The sequence below is a fragment of the Psychromonas saccharinae genome (assembly GCF_051201515.1).
Taxonomy (GTDB): Bacteria; Pseudomonadota; Gammaproteobacteria; order Enterobacterales; family Psychromonadaceae; genus Psychromonas.
Map to the genome: position 1 here is coordinate 2,422,773 of NZ_CP195153.1, position 23,736 is coordinate 2,446,508.

Below are 23,736 nucleotides of genomic sequence, written 5' to 3' on the forward strand. Positions count from 1 at the left end.
CGTCCAGAGTCTTTATATTCTTTTGTAATTAATGTTTATTGTCTAAAATTTATAATCAATTACAAATAAAATAGCCGGTCCGAAAACCGACTATTTATATAGTTCTATAGCTACTAAAATAGTAAAGGCTAATTTCTTGAAGCAGTGTGACCACCACTTCCTGAACCACAGCCTACACCAGATGACCATGGACCATGCCCATGATTCTTCTTGTTACTATAACCTTTTTTGCCATAGGATTTACCACTATTTTTATTTGAATAGTAATAAACCGTCGCATATTTTCCGGTCATTTTGTAACTGTTAGATTTGCTACTAGATTTCGAACTAACATAATTTTTACTGTTAGATTTTGAAGAAAAGTAACTTTTGTTATTCGAGGAATAACCGTTAGTCGCAAATGTACTGGTAAAAGGCAAAGCCCCTACTAAAGCAACGATTGCTATTTTTTTCATGTCCATACGTCTATTCTCCTAACAATATGAATTATTTCTCTACAATGTTATTTTATTGTGAAAAATTTTATTTGTCACTATCTAAATAATAAATCTTTGTCCATTACATTAATTTAAGATTGAGATATAAGTCAACACAACAGACATTAAATAGTGAACGAATATTGCTTCAACTAAGTAAAAAATACTAAAGCAATATAAAAAAGATCTTAATCGTTTTAAAAATAAACACAACCTAATAATGTTACGCTCAAAATATCTCTAACAACAGTCCTTTTCATAATAAACTCGATCAATCATCTAGCTATGTTTTAAAATATTCATTCTCGCCACCACCCATCATTATTTGTCAGATTTTCTTACACATTTCATACTTGATTCATAAAAAATACAAATTAATTATATAAAAACAACAACTTGAAACAATGGCATGTAACATGCTTTAACATAATGGCAACACATACTGTACATTCAACTAAAACTAAAATGGATTTCTTGGAGAGTCATATGAATATTTTAAAAACAACGGCAACAGCAGCATTATTACTAACATCAGCTTCAACTTTTGCATCTACAATTAGCTTCTCTTCTGGTTTGGATGATGTTTGTACCACAACCGGCTGCGATCTAACGGATCAAAGCTTCTATACTTATGTAGCTCCTGGTGATGGTGCATCTTGGATTCAAGATAATAATGCATGGTTTAATATACATGCTGAATATTCAATTTATGAATATGATTTCAGCACATCTAGCACTGATTACTCTATTGATTCACTATCCATTACTTTTGATGACAATGTCATTATTACAAGTGGTACTAGTGTTATTTTTGATTCAACAACAGTAGGTATTATTGACCCTTGGACTGTTTATACGGATGTAACTAGCTTATTAACTAGTACATTTATCTCTGCAGGCGATTATTTGACTTTTTATGTTGACAATGACCGTGGTCTAGCAACGGGAGTTGCATGGTCGGGTACTGCAACTTCAGTTCCAGAGCCAAGCATGATTATCGCATTGGGGCTTGGTCTCGTTGCATTTGGTGTTCGTCGTCGTAAAAATAACGATGCATAAGACAAATTACCGTTTTTAACATTAAAACGGCTTATTTTTTAGGCCGTTTAAAACTTTCTAATTTAATAACATTTAATGTCGGAATTTTTAACACTTCGAATCAAATTCATATTGCAATATAAACATAAGCCATATAAAACAATCACTTGAAAAACCGGCACGCATTATGCTTATTATTCTCCATGGTAATTATTATTACTCATCATTTATTTTATTAAACGGATTTTTTTGGAGAACTTAATGAATTTATTCAAAACAGCAGCTACAGCTGCATTACTACTTACTTCTGCTTCTACTTTTGCTTCTACTATCAGTTTCACATCTGGTTTAGATGACGTATGTACTAGTTCAAGTTGTGATTTAACTGATCAAGACTTTTATACTTATGTTGAGCCTACTGATGGTGCATCTTGGATTCAAGATGGTAACGCATGGTATGTATCAGGTGCAGAATACTCCATTTATGAATATGACTTCAGCGCAACTGGTAGCGATTACTCTATTGATTCATTATTCGTTAGCTATGATGACAATCTAGTTATCACTATTGGTACTGACGTTATTTTTGATTCAACAACAACGTCTATCACAGACGCATGGACTACTTACACAGATATCACAACTCTATTAAGCAGTGCTTATATTACCGCTGGTGATTATCTAACATTTTATGTTGATAATAACGGTGGTTTAGCAACTGGTGTAGCTTGGTCTGGTACAGCAACTTCAGTTCCTGAGCCAAGCATGGTTATTGCATTAGGTCTTGGTCTTGTTGCATTTGGTGTTCGTCGTCGTAAAAACACTAACGTTTAAGACAACAATCATCATTATAAGATAACTTATACTAAAACGGCTTCTTTCGAAGCCGTTTTTACTTATGTGAAACTTATTTATTTACAAAACACTGCGTAAAAAAAACCGACAACACTTACTTAATCTTGTAATATCCTTTAAACCAATCGACAAATTGCTGCATACCATAATCAATGTCCGTTGCAGGTTTAAATCCAACCTCTTTCTGTAAACTATCTATATCAGCATAGGTTGCTGGCACATCACCTGCTTGCATTGGAAAGTATTCTTTGTCGGCTATTTTGCCAGTCGCTTTTTCAATTGATTCAATAAATCGCATTAAGGCAATTGGTTCATTGTTACCAATATTGAATATTTTGTAAGGTGCTTTGCTGGATGCTGGCGACGTATTTGTGTTAGTTTCATCGCGAGTAGGAATAACATTTTGAATTCTTATGACGCCTTCAACAATATCATCAATGTAAGTGAAGTCTCGTTTCATTTTCCCATGATTAAATACTTTGATTTGACGATCATTTACAATCGCATCGGTAAATAGGAATGGTGCCATATCTGGACGTCCCCATGGACCATATACGGTGAAAAAACGTAAACCTGTTGTAGGGATGTTATATAAGTGACTATAACTATGTGCCATTAATTCGCTGGATTTTTTTGTAGCGGCATATAATGAAACCGGATGATCAACGGCATCTTCCGTCGAGAAAGGCATTTTTTCATTCATTCCATACACGGAGCTTGAAGATGCATAGACTAGGTGCTCCACTTTATTATGTCGACACCCTTCTAAAATGGTTGCCATACCAACAAGGTTCGCATCAATATAAGCCATTGGGTTTTCAATCGAATAACGAACACCTGCTTGTGCAGCAAGATGTATAACTCGGTTAAATTTTTGTTCTTCAAATAATTTAGCAATGGCTTCGCGATCTGCAACGTCCATTTTAACAAACGTGAAGTTAGTAAATTTATCTAAACGCTTAAGACGCGCTAATTTTAAATTGGGATCATAGTAATCGTTTAAATTATCTAATCCAATTACGTCATGTCCTTCTTCACATAAACGTTCTGAAACAAAATTACCGATAAATCCAGCCGCGCCCGTTACTAAATATTTCATACTTTTTTATTACCTAATTACTTATTCTTTATAGATCGTTGAATCATATACTCATTGGCTAATTTTATAAAGCTTGAATCAATCTATGAAGGATGTATTTGACATTGTAGAGAGGTTTGTTGTGAAAACTGATCGAATATTTAAATTTGGTGCGCAAAGCACACCCTACGTTGTTGTCTTGTTTAAATATTTTTAAATTGGAGCGCATAGCCTAATTTCTTGAAGGTGTATTTATGCGCTCCGGGTTATTGATTTAACAACTGTAATGATTGAAATTTATTATTATCGTCAAGTGTTAATTGAAAACGCCCTCTTACACCAAGCTGCGAAAAATAAGGTACAAAGCGCTTCGCTGGAATTTGTAGCATTTTCCCTGACTCTTCGCGTACTTTAACAACTGTATTTGGAGTTTTATATAATTGCTCAAAGGCAGAATAAGAAATATTTAAACGAAAATAAAATTGTTTCATTCGGTCATACCTTTCACGGTTAAATGTGTGTAACGGCCAAGTGATGCATAGGGTTCCTGATGGCAATATTGTTTTTCCATCGTTAATAACAAATCAAATTTATCATGACTTATGTTTTTATCCTTTAAATAATCGTGAATAACACGTACACCAGCTTTTCGAGTGACGATCATATCAAATTCGGTTAACCAACTTATCACCTCTTTTTCATCTAATGGATGTGTCGGTGTTAGTCGAACGACTTTTTTTCTGACCATATCTTTAGCAACAAATTCTAAATTCCCAGAAATAAGATTAAAAAAACGTTGTGCTTCTCGATTATAAAACATCAAAGAGAGCAGCCCCTCTGGTGAAAGAAATGTTAATAAGCCTTTTAATGTTTCCTTAGGTGCGGATAACCATTCTAAAACAGCGTGATTTAAGATTAAATCGAAATGTCCACTAACCACCTGATTAAGCTCTTGAATAGCACAATGATGTATTTCTATATTTTTAGCGTAGGGCTTATCTGCTATTTGATTTTTAGCTACTTTTAATAATTCACTTGATATATCACAAAGCACAACTTGATGCCCTAATTCAGCTAATTTCTGGCTGAAATAACCGAATCCACCGCCCGCATCTAAAATTCGTAATGGTCGTTGCGGTAGATTAGCTAAACAATGCTGTAATTCTAACCAAATTATTTCACTACGTATTTTACCCTTGGTTGTACCGTATATATTGTTCACAAATTTTTGTGCGATCGGATCGAAATTATGGTCAGACAAATCTATTTTTCCGTATAAATGCTAGAATTAATTTTTCTTTCACTAGCGGTAATGATGACAATGTTATTTATTTTAAAAAAATGGGTTGGCAGTTTACTTATGCCCTTACCTTTATTTTTATTGGTCTTTTTAATCGGCCTTATATTACTCTTTTTCACGCAAAAACAAAAAGCAGCAAAGCTATTTTTAGTTATTAGTTTTAGTGGGTTACTACTATTAAGTCTATTGCCTGTTTCACAATCTTTATTACTCCCCTTAGAACGTAAACACCCACCGGTAATGCAAGCAAAACTTGCACAACATGTCGATTACATTTTATTGCTGGGTTCGGGTGGTGTTGCAGATCCTTCATTGCCTATTACAGGTCAACTTTCAGCCACCGCATTAAGCCGGTTTATGGAAGCGCTACGGATTTATCATGCAAATCCGAATGCTAAGTTAGTGGTATCAGGTTCTGGGTTTGGAGATCTACAATCTCATGCGCAATTAGTTGAAACATTAGCACTGAGTGTTGGCGTCCCTAGTCGTAATATTATTCGACTAGATAATACTCAAGATACAGATGATGAAGCCAGATTAATGTCGGAGATGATTCGTGGTAAGAAATCAATGTTAGTCACTTCAGCAACACATATGGATCGTGCAATGCAGTTATTTTATAAATACGGAACGGGTCCTATCGCTGCACCGGCAAATTTTATGGCACCAACCAGGAACGGTGAAATACCTTTGCATTATTATTTACCCTCTGCACATAATTTGGATAACTCGACAAAGGCGTGGCATGAATATGTAGGGCGATTACAGAATTGGGTTAAATCATTCTTCTAAGTGCATTAGGGCTAAATACTATTAGCCCTTACTTGTTTAGACTAACTGTGGTTTAGATTTTATAATGGCTTGAGCAACCACCATGTACTCACCATTAAATGCCATGGTAGGTGAACCGTATAATTCGTATCCATCATCCAGAAATGCAGTAATACGTTTACAAAATTCAGCGTCATCTTTGCCGGTGATTAGTTTATATTTTTCTTTTCTATCTGGCATATTACTCTCCTTCTTTTTATTTAACACCCATTTATCATAGATACATTTTTATAAGAGATAAAGGTCGAGCTTAACAAAAACAATTATTTATTTAATTTAATCACTTAGTGGCACCACTTGCAATACCATGCAAATCACCACCAAGTTATATATAAAACAATATACTAAGGATACACTTGTAGGATGTGCTATGTGCACCGGTTTGGTAGTTTATTCTTTGATCTTGGTGCGCGCAGCACACCCTACTTAATGCATATTTACCAAACCCAAGGAACCGGGACTTCAGTCCCGCAGGTTGTTTTACAATCAAATTCAACGTTAAATAACACTAAAACAAAACCGCAGGACTGAAGTCCTGAATCCGAAATGCCTAACTGAAGATATCTTTGTAAGGTGTGCTATGCGCACCGATTTAGTAGTTTTCTCTTTGGTTTTGGTGTGCGCAGCCCCCCCTACTTTCGGCGTAATTTCCAAAACCAAGGAACCGGGACTTCAGTCCCGCAGGTTGTTTTATAATCAAAATCAACGCCAAATAACACCAAAAAAAAACCACAGGACTCAAGTCCTGAATCCGAGATGCCTAACTGCGGTGTTCTTGTAGGGTGTGCTATGCGCACTAGTTGGTAGTTTTCTCTTTGATTTTGGTACACGCAGAACACCCTACTTACTGCATAATTACCAAACCCAAGGAACCGGGACTTCAGTCCCGCAGGTTGTTTTATAATCAAAATAAATGCTAAATAACACTAAAACAAAACCACAGGACTGAAGCCCAGAATCCGAAATGCCTAACTGAGGTGTTCTTGTAGGGTGTGCTATGCGCACCGGTTGGTAATTTATTCTTTGATTTTGGTGAGCGCAGCACACCCTACTTAATGCGTATTTACCAAAGCCAAATCCACAGCAAATAACACTAAAACAAAACCACAGGACTGAAGTCCTGAATCCGAAATGCCTAATTGAAGTTATTCTTGAAAGGTGTGCTATGCGCACCGATTTGGTAGTTTACTCTTTGATCTTGGTGCGCGCAGCACACCCTACTTGATGCGCATTTATAAAGCCAAAATAAACGCCAAATAACACCAAAACAAACCACAGGACTGAAGTCCTGAATCCGGAATGCCTAACTGAAGTTATTCTTGTAGGGTGCTATATACACTGCGCACCCTAGATTATGGTGTTAAGGGCGATATACTTTTACGTTCTCGAAACCTGCTTCTTTTAAATATAGCGCTTGCAACTGACTCATTACACCGCGTTCACAATAGAGTAAATAAGTTTTATCTTGAGGTAATTTTTCAAAGTTATTGGCCAACTTAAAGAATGGCAAGTGTTCAATGGTTACGCCTTCAATTTCAAGTGGTGATTCCTCTTCTTCATCACTTGAACGAATATCTAAAATCACTTCGTTTTCGGCAAATTGTGTAACGGATTCAACCTCTGCAACTTCTTCCTGTGCTGCTTTTGCGATGTCTTTAATATCTAATACATTTGCTTCTAAGACAACTTTTTCAATTAATGATAAATCGAATTTTGCTTCTTCTTTTTCGATTTTTTTCATTACCGCTTTCACGGTTGGACGTTGTGAAATAACACCACAATACTCAGGAATCGTTTCAGACAGTTCTGCCGTCCCAATTTCACGGGCACAGTCAATAATATCTTGTTTATCTGTCGCAATCAGTGGACGTAAAATCAACATATTAGTCACTTGATCAATAACAGACAGATTACGTAGGGTTTGACTTGAAACTTGTCCTAATGCTTCCCCTGTGACTAATGCTTCGATATCAAGACGCTCTGCAGTAAGGCTTGCTGCACGCATCATCATTCGTTTTAATATCACCCCCATCTGACCATTATCGACTTTTTCTAAAATTTCAGCCACGACCGGTTCAAAGGGAATTGAAATAAACTTAACTCGATGTGAAGAACCAAAACGATTCCATAATTGGTAAGCCACTTGTTTAACACCAATTTCATGTGCTGCGCCGCCAAGGTTGAAGAAGCAATAATGTACACGTGAGCCACGTTTAAGTAATTGATAACTTGATACACCAGAATCGAAGCCACCGGATATAAGCGATAATACAGATTCCTGTGTTCCTAATGGAAAACCACCTAATCCCTCATGGCGTTTATCGATTATAAATAATTTATCGTTATTTATTTCTAGATTAACGGTAATATCTGCGCCTTTTAATTTAACGCCAAGTGCATCAGTATGTTGGTTTAGACCACCGCCTACATAACGTTCAGCATCAATAGATGAAAAATCTTGTTTACCAATACGTTTTACACGTACACAGAAAGTCTTACCTGCAAGTTCATCGGCAAAATGCGTTTTTGCTTGCTCATAAATATCATGTAAATCCGTGTAAGCTGTTTCTTTTACTTCTAAAAAGAAAGCAATACCCGGTGTACTTTTTAACATATGAATTAATGTCGCTTTATTTTCCGGCGTATCATTATCACTTCGTACAATGATCTTATCCCATTCAAGTATTATTTTTGCCTGTTCGTCATAGCGAGATAAAACATTTCGGATATTCCCCTGTAGCATTTTGCTGAAACGTTTACGAACTGGACGACTTTTCATCATTATTTCTGGGAAAAGTTTTACAATAAATTTCATGGTGTGATCACTGTGCTAATTAATTAAGGGGGCGGATTATACCCTGTGCAGTTGTCGAGGCAAAGGGTTGAGTTAATTTTTATTAATGGGATTGCAGTACGCCATAGGTTATTTCACATTCCCCTGAATCGCCCGCAACATAGAGAGAGTCGCCACTGATAGTGATAGATAAGGACATTGTGCGTTGTACTAGGTTCGCTAATTGTTGAATCTGTTCAAATGGAAACTGAAATACATCCACAGGCAACTTAGAAAAATCCGGTTGGGATTGTTGCCACCACACATCAGATTTTGTATTAAAGCTATAAATTTTAATTTGCTTGGCTAAACGCGATGCTTTTTTAATTCGTTCAAAGGCTGGCTCCCCCACATCAATCCACAATAAAAACTCATCTGAAAAATTCTTTGCCCAAATATCAGGATCATCTGCAACCGATAACCCTTTTGTGAATGTTAAAAATTCCTGCGCATTTAAGCAATACGCCAACACTCTGGCCATCATACGTTCGGTTGTTTCTGAAGGATGTTGTGCAACGGTTAGGTTAATCGTTTCATAACGATCTTCATTAAGATCCGAAAGATTAATATTCATTTTAAAGATGGTTGGTTTAAGTGCCATTGTTTTTCCAATTGTTGAAATGATTTTGGATATGGTGCGCATGACACACCCTACAAGTTTTGAAATCACGATGCTGTTCAAATAAAAAAGCCACGAATGAACGTGGCTTTTATCAAACAATACTTTGATTTATTCTTATGCGATTGGCATTTTTTTAAGTTCTGCACACACCATATCACCAAACTCAGCAGTGCTAACAAGATTAGCTTCACCTGGTTTAGATAGATCTGACGTTGAGTAACCGTTCGCAAATACACTTTGCATTGCTGCCCATAAATTTTTCGCTTCTTGTTCCATACCAAAGCTCATTTCAAGCATCAGTGCCACTGAACCGATCATAGAATATGGGTTTGCAATACCTTTACCTGCGATATCTGGTGCACTACCATGTGAAGGTTCGTAGTATGATTTTTCAGGACCTTTACAAGCTGAAGGCATTAGGCCAAGTGAACCTAAAATACCGCCGCCTTGGTCACTTAAGATATCACCAAACATGTTTTCCATTACCATTACATCAAACATGCCAGGATTCAAACATAGGTACGTTGCAGCAGCATCAACTAGGATGTTTTTAACTTCTACTTCTGGGTAGTTTTTGCTTTCTTCTTCAACAATCGCATTCCATAGTACACTTGATTTTAATACATTTGATTTATGGATATTATGCATGACTTTTTTACGTTTCATTGAAACTTCGAAGCCAACTTTGATAATTTGACGAATTTGATCTTCATCGTATTCAAGTACTTCACGTACAAAACGTTTACCGTTTTCATCAACACCGGTTTCTTTTTCACCAAAGTATAAGCCACCCACTAATTCGCGGATGATCATAATATCGATACCGTCACCGATAATTGATTCTTTTAATGGAGAGAAATGCGCTAATGCTTTTGGTAGGTAAACTGGACGGAAATTAGCGTAGGTATTGTAACGACGACGTAATGGTAATAACGCACCACGTTCTGGTTGCTCATCAACGGGAATTTTTTGAGAATCTTCGTGATTAAGGCCAATTGTACCTTTTAAAATTGCATCTGCTTTATCACACGCTGCTTTAGTTTCATCGGGAAATGATTTTCCCGTTGCGAAATAAGCTGCTGCACCGAATAATACATCGTTCAGTTCAAAGTTTACGTCTTTATTACGTTCTTCAACTAGGTTTAATACTTTAACTGCTTCTTTCATTACTTCAGGGCCGATACCGTCACCTGCTAGTAATGCAATGTTATATGTTGTCATTTTTATTCCCTAAATGATTTATGTGTAACTCTCGAAAATAGCATTGTAATTTCTGTACAAGCATAATAGGGAAAACCCTCGTTAGTTTCAAACAGACTTGGGCTTTTTATAGTATATTTTTTTTTGTGGTTATTTAACGAGCAAAACAACGGCGTTAATTACTTATTTATTTGGGAAATTTAGATAATGTATCAATTAACCGTTGTTGCGAATGCTGATCTCCACCATACAAAACCGCTTGAGACAATTTCCCTAATTTATCGCAGCTGTTTTGCAACTCCGGTTGTTGTTTAGCTAGCCTAGTTGCAAATTGCGCAATGGTTTCATCGGATTTGCGCGTTAGCTTCCATTGCATACAGGTTTTATCAAATTGTCTTAATGCGCGTTGTAATGGTGTGCGTGACTGCCATTTAGGTCGAATAACAATAACGGTATACATAATCAATAAAAACAAAATAATCGATATAGTTACCAGCCCGATTCTTACCGGGTCCGTTCCACCAAATAATTTTTTTAACAACGATTGCTGTGTTTTAGCATCGTAACTCAGTACCCATCGACTCCATAGGTAATTCGCCGCATCAATACGGTATCGAAGACTGGTTAACCATTGCGGCGCATTAAACTGGCCAGCAGCAACCATCGTTCGTTCGCTACTATCAAGGGCATTGTCGATACCTTGTTCAACACGTTGCGGCGCAACCACGCTGGTGGGATCGATTCGTTTCCAGCCGATACCTTCCAACCACACTTCAGCCCAGGCATGTGCATCGGCTTGACGAACTCGCCAATAATCCTCAATATCGTTATAGACACCGCCTTGATAGCCGACGACAACGCGAGTGGGTATACCCGCAGCACGCATTAACACGGAAAAACTACTGGCAAAATGTTCACAGAAGCCCTGCTTAGATGAAAATAGAAATTCATCGACACTGTTTTCGCCCAATAAAGGAGGTTGTAAGGTGTAATAAAAATCTTGTCGATACCATGCTAGGGCTTTATTAATAATTTGTTCCGGCGTACTGCCTTCGGCTACCCAACTTTTTGCAAGCGCAACGGTTTGCGGATTATTCCCTGTAGGCAATCGTGTTAAATAGTTTTTTTCAACGGATGACAACACCACGGGTTTTAAATGCGACGGATCAACACTTTGCACTGTGTACTGTAGTTGTGCAGTTAAGGGACGACGAGTTGCAATCAGACGTTCCTTAGTAATATTGGCCCTAACGCGACCAGTATTGATACTAACTGGGGTAGACAAGGAAAAGAGCCATTGATAATAATGCGGTTCGACAATAATCTCATAGGTTAATATCTCTTCTTGAGACACATTTACCTTCTCAGCTTGACCGTTTCGAACCCATTGTTTATTGATATTCCAGGTTCGTCCATCAAAATCATCTAATATCAAACCACGCCAATACATATCACTACTTGCCGGAGCCGACGCATCTAAAAAATTGACTCGAAATGCAGTGCCTTTATCTTGCACAAGCTCACCAATATCACCAGGTGAAAGCGAATCACTAAATCCAGTATGCGCTTCATTTTGTACTAAGGGGGTTCGCCAAAGTGGTCCCAAACGCGGCATTAAAACAAACAGCACTAACATCAAAGGTATTGCCTGTAGCAACAAAACACTGCCCTTTGATAACTTTGTCCGTACTGGAATGCTTCGGTTTAAATAGATGGTATGCCAAGTGGCGACTAAGACAATACACGAAAAGATGGCATAAACCGCCGACCATATTGATTGTGCAAATAGAAATTGTGCCCCCACGGCAATAAAGCTGATAAACAACATCAGTAACCCATCTTGCCGACTTCGTAGTTCTAATAGTTTTAAAATAAAGGTGAAAACCAAGAATCCCACCATAGACTCAACGCCATAGGCGCCTTGAAAAGACGTGAATAAGCCTAGAATACAAAGGCTACTAAGTAAGAACTTTACGATCGAAGAAGGATATTTTAGTTTTCCAGTATGTATTTTTAGTCGCCAAACTAATGCGCCGAGCCACAGTAACCACAACCAAATTGGTAGTTTGATTAATAGTGGGACAATAACAATCCCCTGCGCGACAATTAACCAAATAAGGTTTTCATGACGAATTAATTTTTGTTGCTCAAAGGTCGAGTTCGTCGCATCCATTACAATTCCCCCTGTAATAACTCAAAACAGGCAAGTGCACTCAGCACCTTGAGTTTATGAGCATCACCAAGTGCCGGTGATACTTTTACACTAGGCAGCCTTAATCCATAGGGCGTTTGTTGTTGCTCAAAGGTAAGTGCCCAATAACACATGGCACTGAGCCGTTGTTCTGCCTCAAGATGCGCAAATTCATCCCAATCTAACCAATTATGATGATTACGTGTACCACTGTATTCCTTAGAATAGAGTCCCTGTTCACGTGCGTAATGTTTCCAAGATATATGCTTAACCGGATCACCTGCTCGATATTCTTTTAATCCCGAGAAATCTTCGCCACCGGATACTTGTTCACCCTGTTCATTTTCATTGTGTCCTACCAACTGAACGGGAAATGGGGCTTTAAGCGGTTTGGGAAACACAATAGCCGAAACGTCGAGATTCAACCACGTCCAACATCGTATAATGCCTAACGGGTAAACGGTCTCTATTAATAATTTCCCTGGATGTAATATCCCACGTTGATGGGCTTCAAGCCCCACTTCAATCTGAGTAACCTGATTAGCAGGGAAATTAAACACAGCGGGTTCTCCATCCCACCAGCGAATAATCAAGCTATCATGACTTTTTACGCGGTGACCAGTCACTTGCAAATTATAATAAATACTATCGCCAGCAAATCCTGGTTTAGCACCTAACGCTTTGACTTCAATACCAGCGAGATTCGTATAGGTATGAAAAATAGCCACAACAACGAGACTGATCAATAAATAACTTAGCGCTAATACCAAGTTATTTTGATAACTAGTCCCGATTAACCACAGAAGAAAGCTTAAAATAAAAAAACTCATCCCAGTTTTGGTGGGCAGGATGTACAGGTTTTTACGTGTTAATGAGGCTTGTTTAGCAAAAGGTGTGCGTTTATCTATCCAATTAAAAAATCGTTTTTGTACTCGACTTTGTGGTCTAACCGGTGGCACAGAAGATTTACGTTCTACACGCTTATTTTTTTGAGGCCACCAGTTCGGATATTTCATTTAACCAACCACATCAACGGATGATAATAAATACTGTATTAAATCTTGATGTTCATGACCCTGTTCAACCTCACTACCACGTACACGATGCCCTAATACGGCTGGCGCAACGGCTTGAATATCTTCGGGAATGACATAATCACGTCCATCAAGCAATGCCCATGCTTTTGCTGCACTTAACCAAGCTAACGAACCTCGAGGAGATAGTCCGTAGGTGAATCGACCATCAACACGGGTAAATAGTACTAGTTTTTGAAGGTAATCTAATAACGCATCGCTACATCGAATAGCACTCACTTGATTTTGTAAATCATCAAGTTGTTGCGGTGTTACCACGGGTTTCATTTCAGTAATTCGACGACGAGGATCGACACCTTCAAGGAGTAATCGTTCAGATTCATGATTAGGATAACCTAAACTAATTCGCATTAAAAAACGATCAAGTTGCGATTCTGGCAGCATAAAAGTCCCCGATTGAGAGATCGGATTCTGCGTCGCAATCACAAAAAACGGATTAGGTAGTGGCCGCGTTTCACCTTCAATAGTTACCTGCCCTTCTTCCATTGCTTCAAGTAATGCACTCTGTGTTTTCGGGGTACTGCGGTTAATTTCATCGGCCAATAATAATTGTGTAAAAACTGGCCCTGGATGAAATTTAAATGCAGATTGTGCCTTATCAAATACCGACACACCGAGAATATCGGCGGGCAATAGATCACTGGTAAATTGTACGCGTTGATATTGCAAGCCAAGTACATTCGCTAAACAATGTGCCAAGGTCGTTTTTCCCATGCCCGGTAAATCTTCAAGCAGAAGATGTCCTCGACCGATTAAACAAGCCACAGCTAATTTAACCTGTTGCTCTTTACCTAATAACACATTACCAACAGCTGAAATAATATCTGTTAAGAGTGGCTGCATTGTTTATCCTAATTTATAAAATGAAGTGTCTATTAGACGGGATTATTAATGTCGATAAATTTTATATCAAAGTCAAATTCACCAGCGAGCCACTCACCTAGGGCTTTAACACCGTATCGTTCGGTCGCATGATGGCCTGCAGCATAGTAATGAATCCCCATTTCTCGTGCGATATGGACGGTACGCTCTGAAATTTCGCCACTAATAAAAGCATCAATACCTTGCTCTGCTGCAATGGTAATGAAATCTTGTCCACTACCGGTACACCAAGCAACACTGGAAATCTCTGCATTACCGCCATCAATATGTAACGGTGCTCGTGCTAACACCGTTTCAATACGATTAGATAATTGCTCGGGAGAAATGGGTTGTTCAAATTTACCTACCCGCCCAACACTACGTTTATCCCAAGGTTCTAATGGTCGACGGTCGGTAATATCGAGTAATGTCGCAAGTTGCGCATTGTTACCTAGTTCTGGATGCACATCGAGAGGGAGATGGTAAGCATACAAATTGATACCATTTTCAATTAAGGCTTTAATCCGCTTATATTTCATACCGACTATTTCTTGGCTTTCCCCTTTCCAGAAAAAACCATGATGAACAAGTATCGCATCTGCATTTTCTTCAATGGCGACATCAATCAGTGCTTGCGATGCAGTTACGCCAGTGATTATTTTCTGGACGGATTCACGCCCTTCAATCTGTAAACCATTTGGACAATAATCTTTAAATTGATGAATTTCTAAGAATTGATCAAGTTTATTAGCCAATTTTCTGTTTTTCATGCTTGCTCTCCGTCACTTTTTTCGTTACTAGTGTAGCGGATTCCTTCGGTAAAAGAGAAGCTTAAGTGACGATATTGATAAAATTTTAGTATTTATACCCGTTACCAATCAAGATGCGTTTATCAGTCACTAGCTCGGATACAAAGGCAAGACGAGAGGCAAACATCTTCGTTGTTATAAAGTCTCGATTGGAAATCACGGTGCGCACAGCACACCCTACATGTGATATTCGAGGTTGGTAAACATGGTGGGTGAAGCACAATATAATTGGAATATTCCAGTTGGGAAACATTTTATGCACAGCACTCCCTGCTGGATAACAATGAATCTATATTTGTAGGGTGTGCTGCGCGCACCAAGAAATTTATGCATTCATCAAGCTTAAAGAAACCTTTATTCAATCACATAGCTTTCTGGAATAATAAAAGAAAATTGGCTGCCTTCATGGAGGGTACTTTCGATTAGCAACTCACTATCGTAATGAGTTAATACATGTTTAACAATCGATAACCCTAATCCCGTACCACCTGTATCACGAGATCGAGAATGATCGACACGGTAAAAACGCTCGGTTAAATGTAAAATATGATGTGGGGAAATACCATCACCATCATCTGTAACACTAAAATAAGCGCCGTGATCGGCCCGTGACCAATCGACTTGTATATTGCCATTAACTGGCGTGTACTTGACTGCGTTGTAAATTAAATTCGTCATTGCACTACGAATTTGCATTTCATTACCAAGTAAACCCAATTGATTATCAATATTAAAGACAATCGTAAGTTGTTTTTTCTCGCCCAATGCATTGGCTTCGTCTTCAATTTGAGCCAATAATGCAGCAACATCTACCTGTTCATCAAGGTCAATAGTCGGCGCACTTTCAATTTTTGACAACACCATAAGTTGCTCAACCAATGAACACATTCTTTCGGTTTGCTGGTCTAGCACAGTAATCGCTTTACCTTGGGGAGTACCGGATTCAACCTGCATATTTAGAATTTCGATATAACCTTGTAAAACGGTTAATGGTGTCCGCAATTCATGTGATACATTAGCAACAAATTCACGTCGAGTCTGATCAGCTTGTCGGTACGCGGTAATATCTCGCACAATCAATAAACGCTGATTTTGCGCATAGGGCATCACTCGAAACTCTAGGAACTTTTCCGTATTGAGTGGTGAAATCATACCCAATGGTTCATGGAATTCTTCATTTTTAAGGTAATTTACAAAATCTGGATTACGGATCAGGTTAGTAATATTCTCACCACCATCCCCAGGCCATTTAAAACCTAACTGAACTTGTGCAAGACGATTACACCATATAATTTCACCGCCCTTTTGAAAGACAACAACTGCATCGGGTAAGGCTTCTGCACCTTCACGAAAACGACTAATCATACGTGCTAACTTTTTTCGACGATTGCGTAGACGTTGCTGAAGATTATAAATACCGATAAAAGCGTGTTCCCATTCATATTTACCGTCCGGTAAAATGGTACTTTTACTGTTCCACAACCAGTTATTTAATTTTTTAAGATAAAGATAATGCCAAATGATATGAAGAAAAAATGCAACGGCAAGTAATTCAGATAACAACCCTAAAATCAAACCGGCAATAATAACAGGCATATAAAAAAGCAAAGAAGCAAAAAATAAGCCTTTCCACGTGTATGTTTTCAAATTAGATACTCTATATATTATGAGCGAGTCGAGAAACGGTATCCTGCACCGCGGACGGTTTGAACTAGACCTTCATGGTCAAGTAATGCTTTACGCAAACGACGAATATGGACATCAACGGTACGATCTTCAACGTAAACATTGGTTCCCCATACATTATTAAGAAGTTGTTCACGACTGTAAACACGATCAGGATGGGTCATAAAGAAATGAAGTAGTTTAAATTCCGTTGGGCCCATCGACAATGCTTCATCTGAAATACTTGCACGATGCGAAACAGGATCTAATTTTAATGGGCCAACTTCTAATGAGTCATCTAACGAGGTTGGGTTAACCCGGCGCAGTACAGCCTTAAGGCGCGCCATTAATACTTTCGGTGAAAACGGTTTAGTGACGTAATCATCGGCGCCATTTTCTAAACCACGTACTTTATCTTCTTCTTCGCCACGCGCCGTTAACATAACCACTGGAATTTGGCGTAAGATTTCATCTTGCTTTAGATGTTGTAATAATTTTATTCCACTGCCACCAGGAAACATCCAATCTAATAAAATTAAATCTGGGTAAGGTTCTTTCAAGCCTTCTAGCGCTTTTTCATGGTTTTCAGCTTCAATGCTTTCATAGCCATGCTGTTCAAGCACAAAACAGAGCATATCTCTAATTGCAACTTCATCTTCAACAACTAAAATACGACTTGCCATTAATTTTACCTATTCATGTTATTATCAATTTCTACATTATCATTTGTCAATGTGACATTTATATTACAAACGCATAAAAACAGTCATAAAAGATAATATAAATGATGAAGATGTCAGTTAATTTGAATGAATTAATTTAACGTTTGAAGTATTCAAGAAGAATTTATTTTTAAAATCATGTAACGGCAACGGTTTAGCAAAAAGGTAACCCTGGCCAAATTTACATCCCGCATCGGCTAAAATTTGTTTTTGTTGTTTCGTTTCAATACCTTCTGCAATCACTTGAATATTTAAATGCCGCGCCATCATGATCATTGCACAACATAAATCAAGACTGTTACTTTTATTCGTAATCTCATCAACAAAGGATTTATCGATTTTAAGGAAATCCACATCCATTTTTTGCAAATAAGATAACGATGAATAGCCGACACCGAAATCGTCGATGGCAATGCGCGTGCCGTGCTCTTTTAGTTTTATTAATTTCTGACGCATTGATTCTTCACTTTCCATCAATAAATTTTCGGTAATTTCAACAATAATGGCATCTCGACTTAACCCCAATTGTGACATATAACCGAACCAGTTAATCATCCACGTGCCATCCCCTTTAAATTGCAGAGGAGAAACGTTAATACTAATCTGGAAGTTAGGGGCATAACGTCGTATATCAGCTAAATCAGCCGCCGCAGAGCGTGCTATCCATTCTCCTAATTCTAAAATAATACCGGTTTCTTCCGCTACCGGAATAAATTCTAAGGGAGGAACCATACCGCGAGTTGGATGGTTCCAGCGTAATAAAGCTTCAGCTTTGTAGACTTGGTCGTTATCTAAATCAATAATCGGCTGATAATAAAGTTCAAATTCGTTGTTTTTTAGCCCACTTCTTAAGTCATCAATTAACTGGCGTTTTTGCACTAAATTATTTAATAAATCCGGGTGGAAGAAATGATGACAATTACGCCCCATCTCCTTCGATTTATACATGGCAATATCGGCATATTTTACGATTTTTTCAACGGTCAGACCATCATCGGGGTATATCGCAATACCAATACTGGTAGTCACATAAACCAATTTTCCTTTAACGACAAAACTATTAGTAATGGCTTGTTGAACTTCATTCACAATTTCTTCAATTTGCGAACGCGTTGTTAAGTTTTCAATTAATACAATAAACTCATCACCACCTAAGCGAGCAACCATTGCATTATCAGGTAAAATACTTGAAATACGTTTACTCACGGCAATTAGAAGTAAATCCCCAGAATCGTGTCCTAGAGTATCGTTAATTTCCTTAAAGCCATCGAGGTCTAGCCCTAAAATGGCAAACTTATTATCAAATAAAGCATTCGATGTGCTGGTATCTAAATTTAAATCATCGCTGATTAAACTGGATAGTTTATCAAGAATATAACGGCGGTTAGGTAAACCTGACAGCGGATCGCTATTGGCTTGTTTAGTTAGTTGATTATTAGCTTGTTTTAACGCATTAGTCCGGTGTTGAACTTGCACTTCAAGAATATGTTCACGTTGTTCAATAGTTTCAAGCATTGAGTTAAAGCAAAGTGCTAAATCTCCTACTTCATCGTCAGACAACACCTCTGCGCGCATACTGTATTTATTTGTTTCAGTTATTTCTTCTGCGACCGTTGTTAAGTGCAACAGTGGATGAATTAGTTTTTTGCGTAGTATTAAGGATAATAAAAAGCTAAGGAGTAATGTTACGATTAAAATGCCGAATAAAAAAGCGCCGAAAAAGACTAAACTTTTTTCAACCATTGAATAATCAGCTTTAATCACCAATTTGCCATAGCTAGTCCCGTCAATCTCTAATGGGGTATTAATTACTAGGATATCTTTAAGAAAACTGGTTTTATTAGTTTCATCTGAAATGATTTGTGAATACATGTTGCCGTTTGAATCAAAGACCGCTGCGCTAATAACAGAGCTTTGATTAAGCAAAGGCTTTATTAACTCATTCACCGTGTATTCATCTTGGAAAAGTACGGCAGCAGTGAGATTTGGTGCAAGTATATTTGCAATGCCATTCAAACGACTTTTTTCTGTTTCTGTAACTGAATTAAGTTCATAAACCGAAAAAATAACGGTCGTCGTAATACTGGTAAATAATGCAACTAACATTAGCATTAATAACAGTTTCGCATTCAAGGAGCGTTGTATTTTCATTCATTATCTCCTTTATTAATACGACCAAGACGAAGGACCTTTGAGCTCATCTCTATTCCCGCTTCACGCAATCTAAACTGGTTGACTTCAAAACGAACTTTACCACCAACGATAAAGAAATTAATTTGTCCCCCGGTTTCGATAAACCCATCAAATTCACCCACCAGCATTAATTTAGGCATCCGATGGTGTATTAATGTTTTAGTCCACAAATCAATATAATTCTTCGAAACAAATAGCGTATTACAGTCATTTAAACCGACTAAATCAAGTTCGATTAACTTAAGCTCTACGGGACGATTGTTAATAGTACGCCCTTTTAATGTAGATGCAGCAATTTCAACAAACTGCGTATCGAAACTGCAAATAAGATAACGTTCACTTTTATCTGCATCAAACCAGTCTCCGTTAGAATAACGAACGAAATTATAAATAAAACCAGATTTAATGGCATCTTCTCTTGGCGTAGCATAAGCATGTGTTGAACCAATAATGGACAACAACAAACTAAGCGTAGCAAAAAGTTTAGCGAATATAGGCATAATTAGTTAATTAAAATTCCATCGTGAATCGGGCAATGTAACTTGGTTCGATATAGGTTGGCACCGTATAGGTTTGGCTCGTATCAGCATATTCTAAATGTGATCCATAAAGGAGATTGTTTCCCGTTAATGAAAATGAAACAGCTGGCGAAATTTGCCAATTCCAAGTTAAATCTAACACACTATAGTCATCGGTTTCATAAGCATCTCCTGATTCTATATGGTATACCGCAAAGAGCGAATGCGTTGGCGTTAACGCATAATCGGCCTTTGCCATCACTTGCCATAATTCCGTGTCAAAACCAAATGCGGCCCGAGTTCCCGAAGGTAAATTATATTCAAAAGACGTATAACTAACGCCTAGTTCGGTTTTTAGCCGTTTAATAGGTTGCCATTTAACAGCAAGCTCACCGCCATAGGTAATTAACTCTGCACTAGATACAAATTTGTAATCAAAGGTGGTGCTATTAATTAATGCTGAAGCCGCGTCATATTCTCCCAAATAAATTAATGTCGCTATTTCCGTAAAAGTATCTTCATCATAACTTTCTTCAACGACCGTCACATCTTTCGATTTTGTGTGGAACAGAGAAACATCGAATCCCCAGTCTTCGCCATTATGACGATAACCCAGTTCCTTGGAGATAGAAGTTTCGGCCTCAATATCTGAGCTGCCAACAATTTGAGCCTTAATCCGTAAATTATTAATCGAATCAACTCCCGTATCATAAATCTTACCAACCGAAATACCACTCGCCATTGCAATACCATTATATTCGATTAAGGAAGGGATCCTTACCCCTCGAGATACAGCCCCCCAAAAAGTATGATCAGGTTTTGGCTTCCAAAGTAAACGGGCCATAGGTTGATGTTCCCATCCCGTAAAACTATTTCTTTCAGAACGATCTCCAATAATCAGTTTTAATTTTTCCGGTATCAGATTAAATTGTGCTTGAACAAATCCACCGTATTGCTGATAAGAATTAATATTATCGATACTAGTAATATAATCGGTATCCGTTATGGATATATCCATGTATCGATAATTTCCTCCCCAATCAAATTGTACATTACTGATTAACGTATTCATTTGATAGTCAAGATCGCTGATTATAAAATGTTCTTTATAGTAACTTTGATTACCTTTTTGAGAGCTAACCGATGCTTGTATCATTTGATTTGAAACCGATGATAATTTATGCTCTAAACGCCCCATCACTTGAAGATGTTTTCTAGAAGCTTCTTCATCTACGTAGATTTTCTCATAGGTATCCAAATCAAATAATCGCGACACTTGTCCCATTTTTATTTCGGAATATTCAGTTTGAGCGAGTAAGGAAAGATCATCACTGAGACTTAAATCTAAACGTGCGCCAATATTTTTTTTCTCACCCGAATCGTTCGGTGTTTGACCAGCGGTTCCTTTATCTGAAGAATCGGTACTATCAACATCCGCATAAATTCGGTATGAATTATAATTAGCAAATTCACCACCAATTCTAAAACTAGTACGGAAATCGGTCATATTACCGGCTTCAACCTGAGTCAACACTCCCTGAGTATCAGCCGTATGTTTAGTGATAATATTGACTACGCCATTGGTCGCATTACTTCCCCATAATAAACCGCCTTGTCCTCGAATAACTTCAATGCGCTCAATATCGTATAAAGGTGTATTAAGCGCCTCCCAATACACCCCCGCAAAACCAGGATTATAAATACTTTGCCCGTCAATCATGACCAATAGTTTACTGGAATATCGCCCCGCTGAACTGCGCGTACTAATTGCCCATTGATTACTATCAATTTGGCGTACTTGCATGCCCGGTACCAATTTTAACGCTTGAGCAACGGATGTAACGCCCGATGATATGATTTCATCATGAGTTAACACATAAATAGAAGCCGCCGTTTCAGATACATTTTGCAGACGTTTCATTGCAGAAGTAACTTGGACATCGGTTGCGAGCAACTCATCTAATTCCAGACTAGGAAGATCTGTAAGATTAAACGACTCTACATTGTTTTCTTCGGCATGTACTCTAGTAGCCTGTGAATATAATAAAGAAGAAACCGTTATAGAAAGTAAAAGTGTGTGATATTTAGTCATAAAGTGCTCAAGCAAGGTTATTCAATAAAATAGCAGTATCATTTGATTATAAAATATTATCGTTTGTGTAAATAAATCCTTTAATCAATCACTTAAAGAGCAAAACCGACATCAAGACAAATAGCATAGTCGATAGTTCAAATATTACAGCTAATGAACTCAGCATTCTTTTTATTTGCACAATTTAAGTATAACCCAGTGTTCAACATTTACACTTATCAACAATATAAAATAATAGTGATAAAAGGATTTGATTAGATCTATATCAAAAACTAGTTTTTGCTGCTTTATATAAAATCATTTACACTCTCACACCTTATTTTATTTTTTGTACTGAGGTGCATTCCATGTTTTTCAAAAACCTACAAGTTTATCGATTTACCCGCCCGCTCGAGCAGGATGTTGATGCATTAGAAAAAAATCTTGAAGAATTTCAATTTAAAGCCTGTGGTAGTCAAGATATATCAAAACTGGGCTGGGTTTTCCCAATGGGGAAATCTGGGCAAATGTATACCCATGTATCAGCAAAACAAATTTTAATTTGTCTGAAAAAAGAAGAAAAAATGCTGCCAGCCGGTGTGATTAAAGATCAGCTGAATGAAAAGGTCGAGGCAATCGAGCTTGAACAGGGTCGCGCCGTTAAGAAAAAAGAGAAAGATACGTTGAAAGAAGAGATTGTGATGCAGCTCTTGCCCCGCGCATTCAGCCGCACGTCACAAACCTTTGCTTGGATTGATACTGAAAGCGACCTTCTCTATGTTGACGCTTCAAGCACACGTAAAGCGGAAGAATTAATCTCACTATTACGTAAAACAGTCGGTAGTTTACCCGTTGTACCTATTCAACTTAAAAACCAAGCCGATGTGGTTATGACGGATTGGCTGGTTGAAGGTAATATTCCAGCAAACTTTGCATTGGAAGATGAAGCTGAGCTACGTTCTGCATTAGAAGGCGGCGGTATTATTCGTTGTAAGCAGCAAGATTTATTATCCGACGAAATTAAAAATCATATCGCTTCCGATAAATTTGTCACTAAATTAGCACTTAACTGGGCTGAAAGTATTTCGTTTTTAATTGGTGAAGAATTTGCCATTAAACGATTAAAATTCTCCGATGTTTTACAAGAACAAAATGAAGATATTGATAACGATGATTATGCAGCTCGATTCGATGCTGACTTTGCATTAATGACCGGCGAAATTAAACAATTTATTCCTGCGGTGATTGATGCCTTTGGCGGAGAACAAACACTTTAACTAGCCATGAATATAAGTGATGTGTTCATTTCAAAATAAATAGCGGGACTGAAGTCCCGTTTCCATGTGACTTAGTTAAACACTTCAAGTCGCGGTAATGTA

22 protein-coding genes are annotated in these 23,736 nt (G+C 37.7%); 4 read left to right on the forward strand and 18 right to left on the reverse strand.

All coding sequences use genetic code 11. The features are described from left to right. Positions 1-128 precede the first annotated feature (128 nt). Positions 129-461 (reverse strand): hypothetical protein, encoded by a 333-nt coding sequence (locus tag ACR30L_RS10730; protein WP_435234251.1) that lies wholly within the window; start codon positions 459-461, stop codon positions 129-131. Positions 462-962: 501 nt separating this feature from the next. On the opposite strand from ACR30L_RS10730, the gene ACR30L_RS10735 reads away from it, so the two are divergent. Continuing rightward, positions 963-1,535: a PEP-CTERM sorting domain-containing protein gene (locus tag ACR30L_RS10735; RefSeq protein ID WP_435234252.1), complete on the forward strand. Its 573-nt coding sequence runs from the start codon at positions 963-965 to the stop codon at positions 1,533-1,535. Between the two features lie 240 nt (positions 1,536-1,775). Continuing rightward, a complete protein-coding gene (locus ACR30L_RS10740; protein WP_435234253.1) occupies positions 1,776-2,348 on the forward strand; it encodes a PEP-CTERM sorting domain-containing protein in 573 nt (190 codons plus the stop codon). 115 nt (positions 2,349-2,463) lie between these two features. Here ACR30L_RS10740 and ACR30L_RS10745 read toward each other — a convergent pair whose 3' ends face one another. From ACR30L_RS10745 to ACR30L_RS10755, 3 genes are all read right to left on the reverse strand, one after another. Further along, positions 2,464-3,468: an NAD-dependent epimerase gene (locus ACR30L_RS10745; protein ID WP_435234254.1), complete on the reverse strand. Its 1,005-nt coding sequence runs from the start codon at positions 3,466-3,468 to the stop codon at positions 2,464-2,466. 245 nt (positions 3,469-3,713) lie between these two features. Beyond that, entirely contained in the window at positions 3,714-3,938 is a 225-nt protein-coding gene (locus tag ACR30L_RS10750) for a DUF2835 domain-containing protein (protein WP_435234255.1), read from the reverse strand. Continuing rightward, complete coding sequence (locus tag ACR30L_RS10755) at positions 3,935-4,708, reverse strand: methyltransferase domain-containing protein (RefSeq protein ID WP_435234256.1); 774 nt, start codon at positions 4,706-4,708, stop codon at positions 3,935-3,937. Before ACR30L_RS10755 ends, ACR30L_RS10750 begins: the two co-directional genes overlap by 4 nt. A gap of 60 nt (positions 4,709-4,768) precedes the next feature. Here ACR30L_RS10755 and elyC point away from each other — a divergent pair, with 60 nt between their 5' ends. Further along, positions 4,769-5,539 (forward strand): envelope biogenesis factor ElyC, encoded by a 771-nt coding sequence (elyC, locus tag ACR30L_RS10760; RefSeq protein ID WP_435234257.1) that lies wholly within the window; start codon positions 4,769-4,771, stop codon positions 5,537-5,539. A gap of 36 nt (positions 5,540-5,575) precedes the next feature. Here elyC and ACR30L_RS10765 read toward each other — a convergent pair whose 3' ends face one another. The 14 genes from ACR30L_RS10765 to ACR30L_RS10830 all read right to left on the reverse strand — a co-directional run bounded on the left by ACR30L_RS10765 (position 5,576) and on the right by ACR30L_RS10830 (position 22,378). Then, entirely contained in the window at positions 5,576-5,758 is a 183-nt protein-coding gene (locus tag ACR30L_RS10765; RefSeq protein WP_435234258.1) for a DUF1737 domain-containing protein, read from the reverse strand. 452 nt (positions 5,759-6,210) lie between these two features. Beyond that, the gene (locus ACR30L_RS10770) at positions 6,211-6,408 is read right to left on the reverse strand and encodes a hypothetical protein (RefSeq protein ID WP_435234259.1); all 198 of its coding nucleotides are present in this window, start codon (positions 6,406-6,408) and stop codon (positions 6,211-6,213) included. 530 nt (positions 6,409-6,938) lie between these two features. Continuing rightward, positions 6,939-8,393, reverse strand: a complete 1,455-nt coding sequence (thiI, locus tag ACR30L_RS10775; protein ID WP_435234260.1) for a tRNA uracil 4-sulfurtransferase ThiI — start codon at positions 8,391-8,393, stop codon at positions 6,939-6,941. An 82-nt stretch (positions 8,394-8,475) separates the two neighbouring features. Next, on the reverse strand, positions 8,476-9,012 hold the full coding sequence (locus ACR30L_RS10780; RefSeq protein WP_435237899.1) for a YaeQ family protein: 537 nt from the start codon (positions 9,010-9,012) through the stop codon (positions 8,476-8,478). 135 nt (positions 9,013-9,147) lie between these two features. Further along, positions 9,148-10,254 carry a 3-isopropylmalate dehydrogenase gene (gene leuB / locus ACR30L_RS10785; protein WP_435234261.1) on the reverse strand — a complete coding sequence of 369 codons (1,107 nt, stop codon included), beginning with the start codon at positions 10,252-10,254 and terminating at the stop codon, positions 9,148-9,150. 166 nt (positions 10,255-10,420) lie between these two features. Then, a complete protein-coding gene (locus ACR30L_RS10790) occupies positions 10,421-12,406 on the reverse strand; it encodes a transglutaminaseTgpA domain-containing protein (RefSeq protein WP_435234262.1) in 1,986 nt (661 codons plus the stop codon). Beyond that, entirely contained in the window at positions 12,406-13,440 is a 1,035-nt protein-coding gene (locus ACR30L_RS10795) for a DUF58 domain-containing protein (protein ID WP_435234263.1), read from the reverse strand. Before ACR30L_RS10795 ends, ACR30L_RS10790 begins: the two co-directional genes overlap by 1 nt. Beyond that, on the reverse strand, positions 13,441-14,361 hold the full coding sequence (locus ACR30L_RS10800; protein ID WP_435234264.1) for an AAA family ATPase: 921 nt from the start codon (positions 14,359-14,361) through the stop codon (positions 13,441-13,443). It abuts the gene before it with no gap. A 32-nt stretch (positions 14,362-14,393) separates the two neighbouring features. Beyond that, positions 14,394-15,149, reverse strand: a complete 756-nt coding sequence (locus ACR30L_RS10805) for a Nif3-like dinuclear metal center hexameric protein (protein ID WP_435234265.1) — start codon at positions 15,147-15,149, stop codon at positions 14,394-14,396. Between the two features lie 393 nt (positions 15,150-15,542). Continuing rightward, positions 15,543-16,835: a phosphate regulon sensor histidine kinase PhoR gene (phoR, locus tag ACR30L_RS10810; RefSeq protein WP_435234266.1), complete on the reverse strand. Its 1,293-nt coding sequence runs from the start codon at positions 16,833-16,835 to the stop codon at positions 15,543-15,545. 17 nt (positions 16,836-16,852) lie between these two features. Beyond that, positions 16,853-17,536 carry a phosphate regulon transcriptional regulator PhoB gene (gene phoB / locus ACR30L_RS10815; RefSeq protein ID WP_435234267.1) on the reverse strand — a complete coding sequence of 228 codons (684 nt, stop codon included), beginning with the start codon at positions 17,534-17,536 and terminating at the stop codon, positions 16,853-16,855. 117 nt (positions 17,537-17,653) lie between these two features. Further along, the gene (locus ACR30L_RS10820) at positions 17,654-19,726 is read right to left on the reverse strand and encodes an EAL domain-containing protein (protein WP_435234268.1); all 2,073 of its coding nucleotides are present in this window, start codon (positions 19,724-19,726) and stop codon (positions 17,654-17,656) included. Next, on the reverse strand, positions 19,723-20,268 hold the full coding sequence (locus tag ACR30L_RS10825; protein WP_435234269.1) for a YfiR family protein: 546 nt from the start codon (positions 20,266-20,268) through the stop codon (positions 19,723-19,725). The genes ACR30L_RS10820 and ACR30L_RS10825 overlap by 4 nt, the downstream gene beginning before the upstream one ends. A 10-nt stretch (positions 20,269-20,278) precedes the next feature. Further along, positions 20,279-22,378: a TonB-dependent receptor plug domain-containing protein gene (locus ACR30L_RS10830; protein WP_435234270.1), complete on the reverse strand. Its 2,100-nt coding sequence runs from the start codon at positions 22,376-22,378 to the stop codon at positions 20,279-20,281. A gap of 347 nt (positions 22,379-22,725) precedes the next feature. Here ACR30L_RS10830 and rdgC point away from each other — a divergent pair, with 347 nt between their 5' ends. Next, positions 22,726-23,634 carry a recombination-associated protein RdgC gene (gene rdgC, locus ACR30L_RS10835; protein ID WP_435234271.1) on the forward strand — a complete coding sequence of 303 codons (909 nt, stop codon included), beginning with the start codon at positions 22,726-22,728 and terminating at the stop codon, positions 23,632-23,634. Positions 23,635-23,736: the final 102 nt, after the last annotated feature.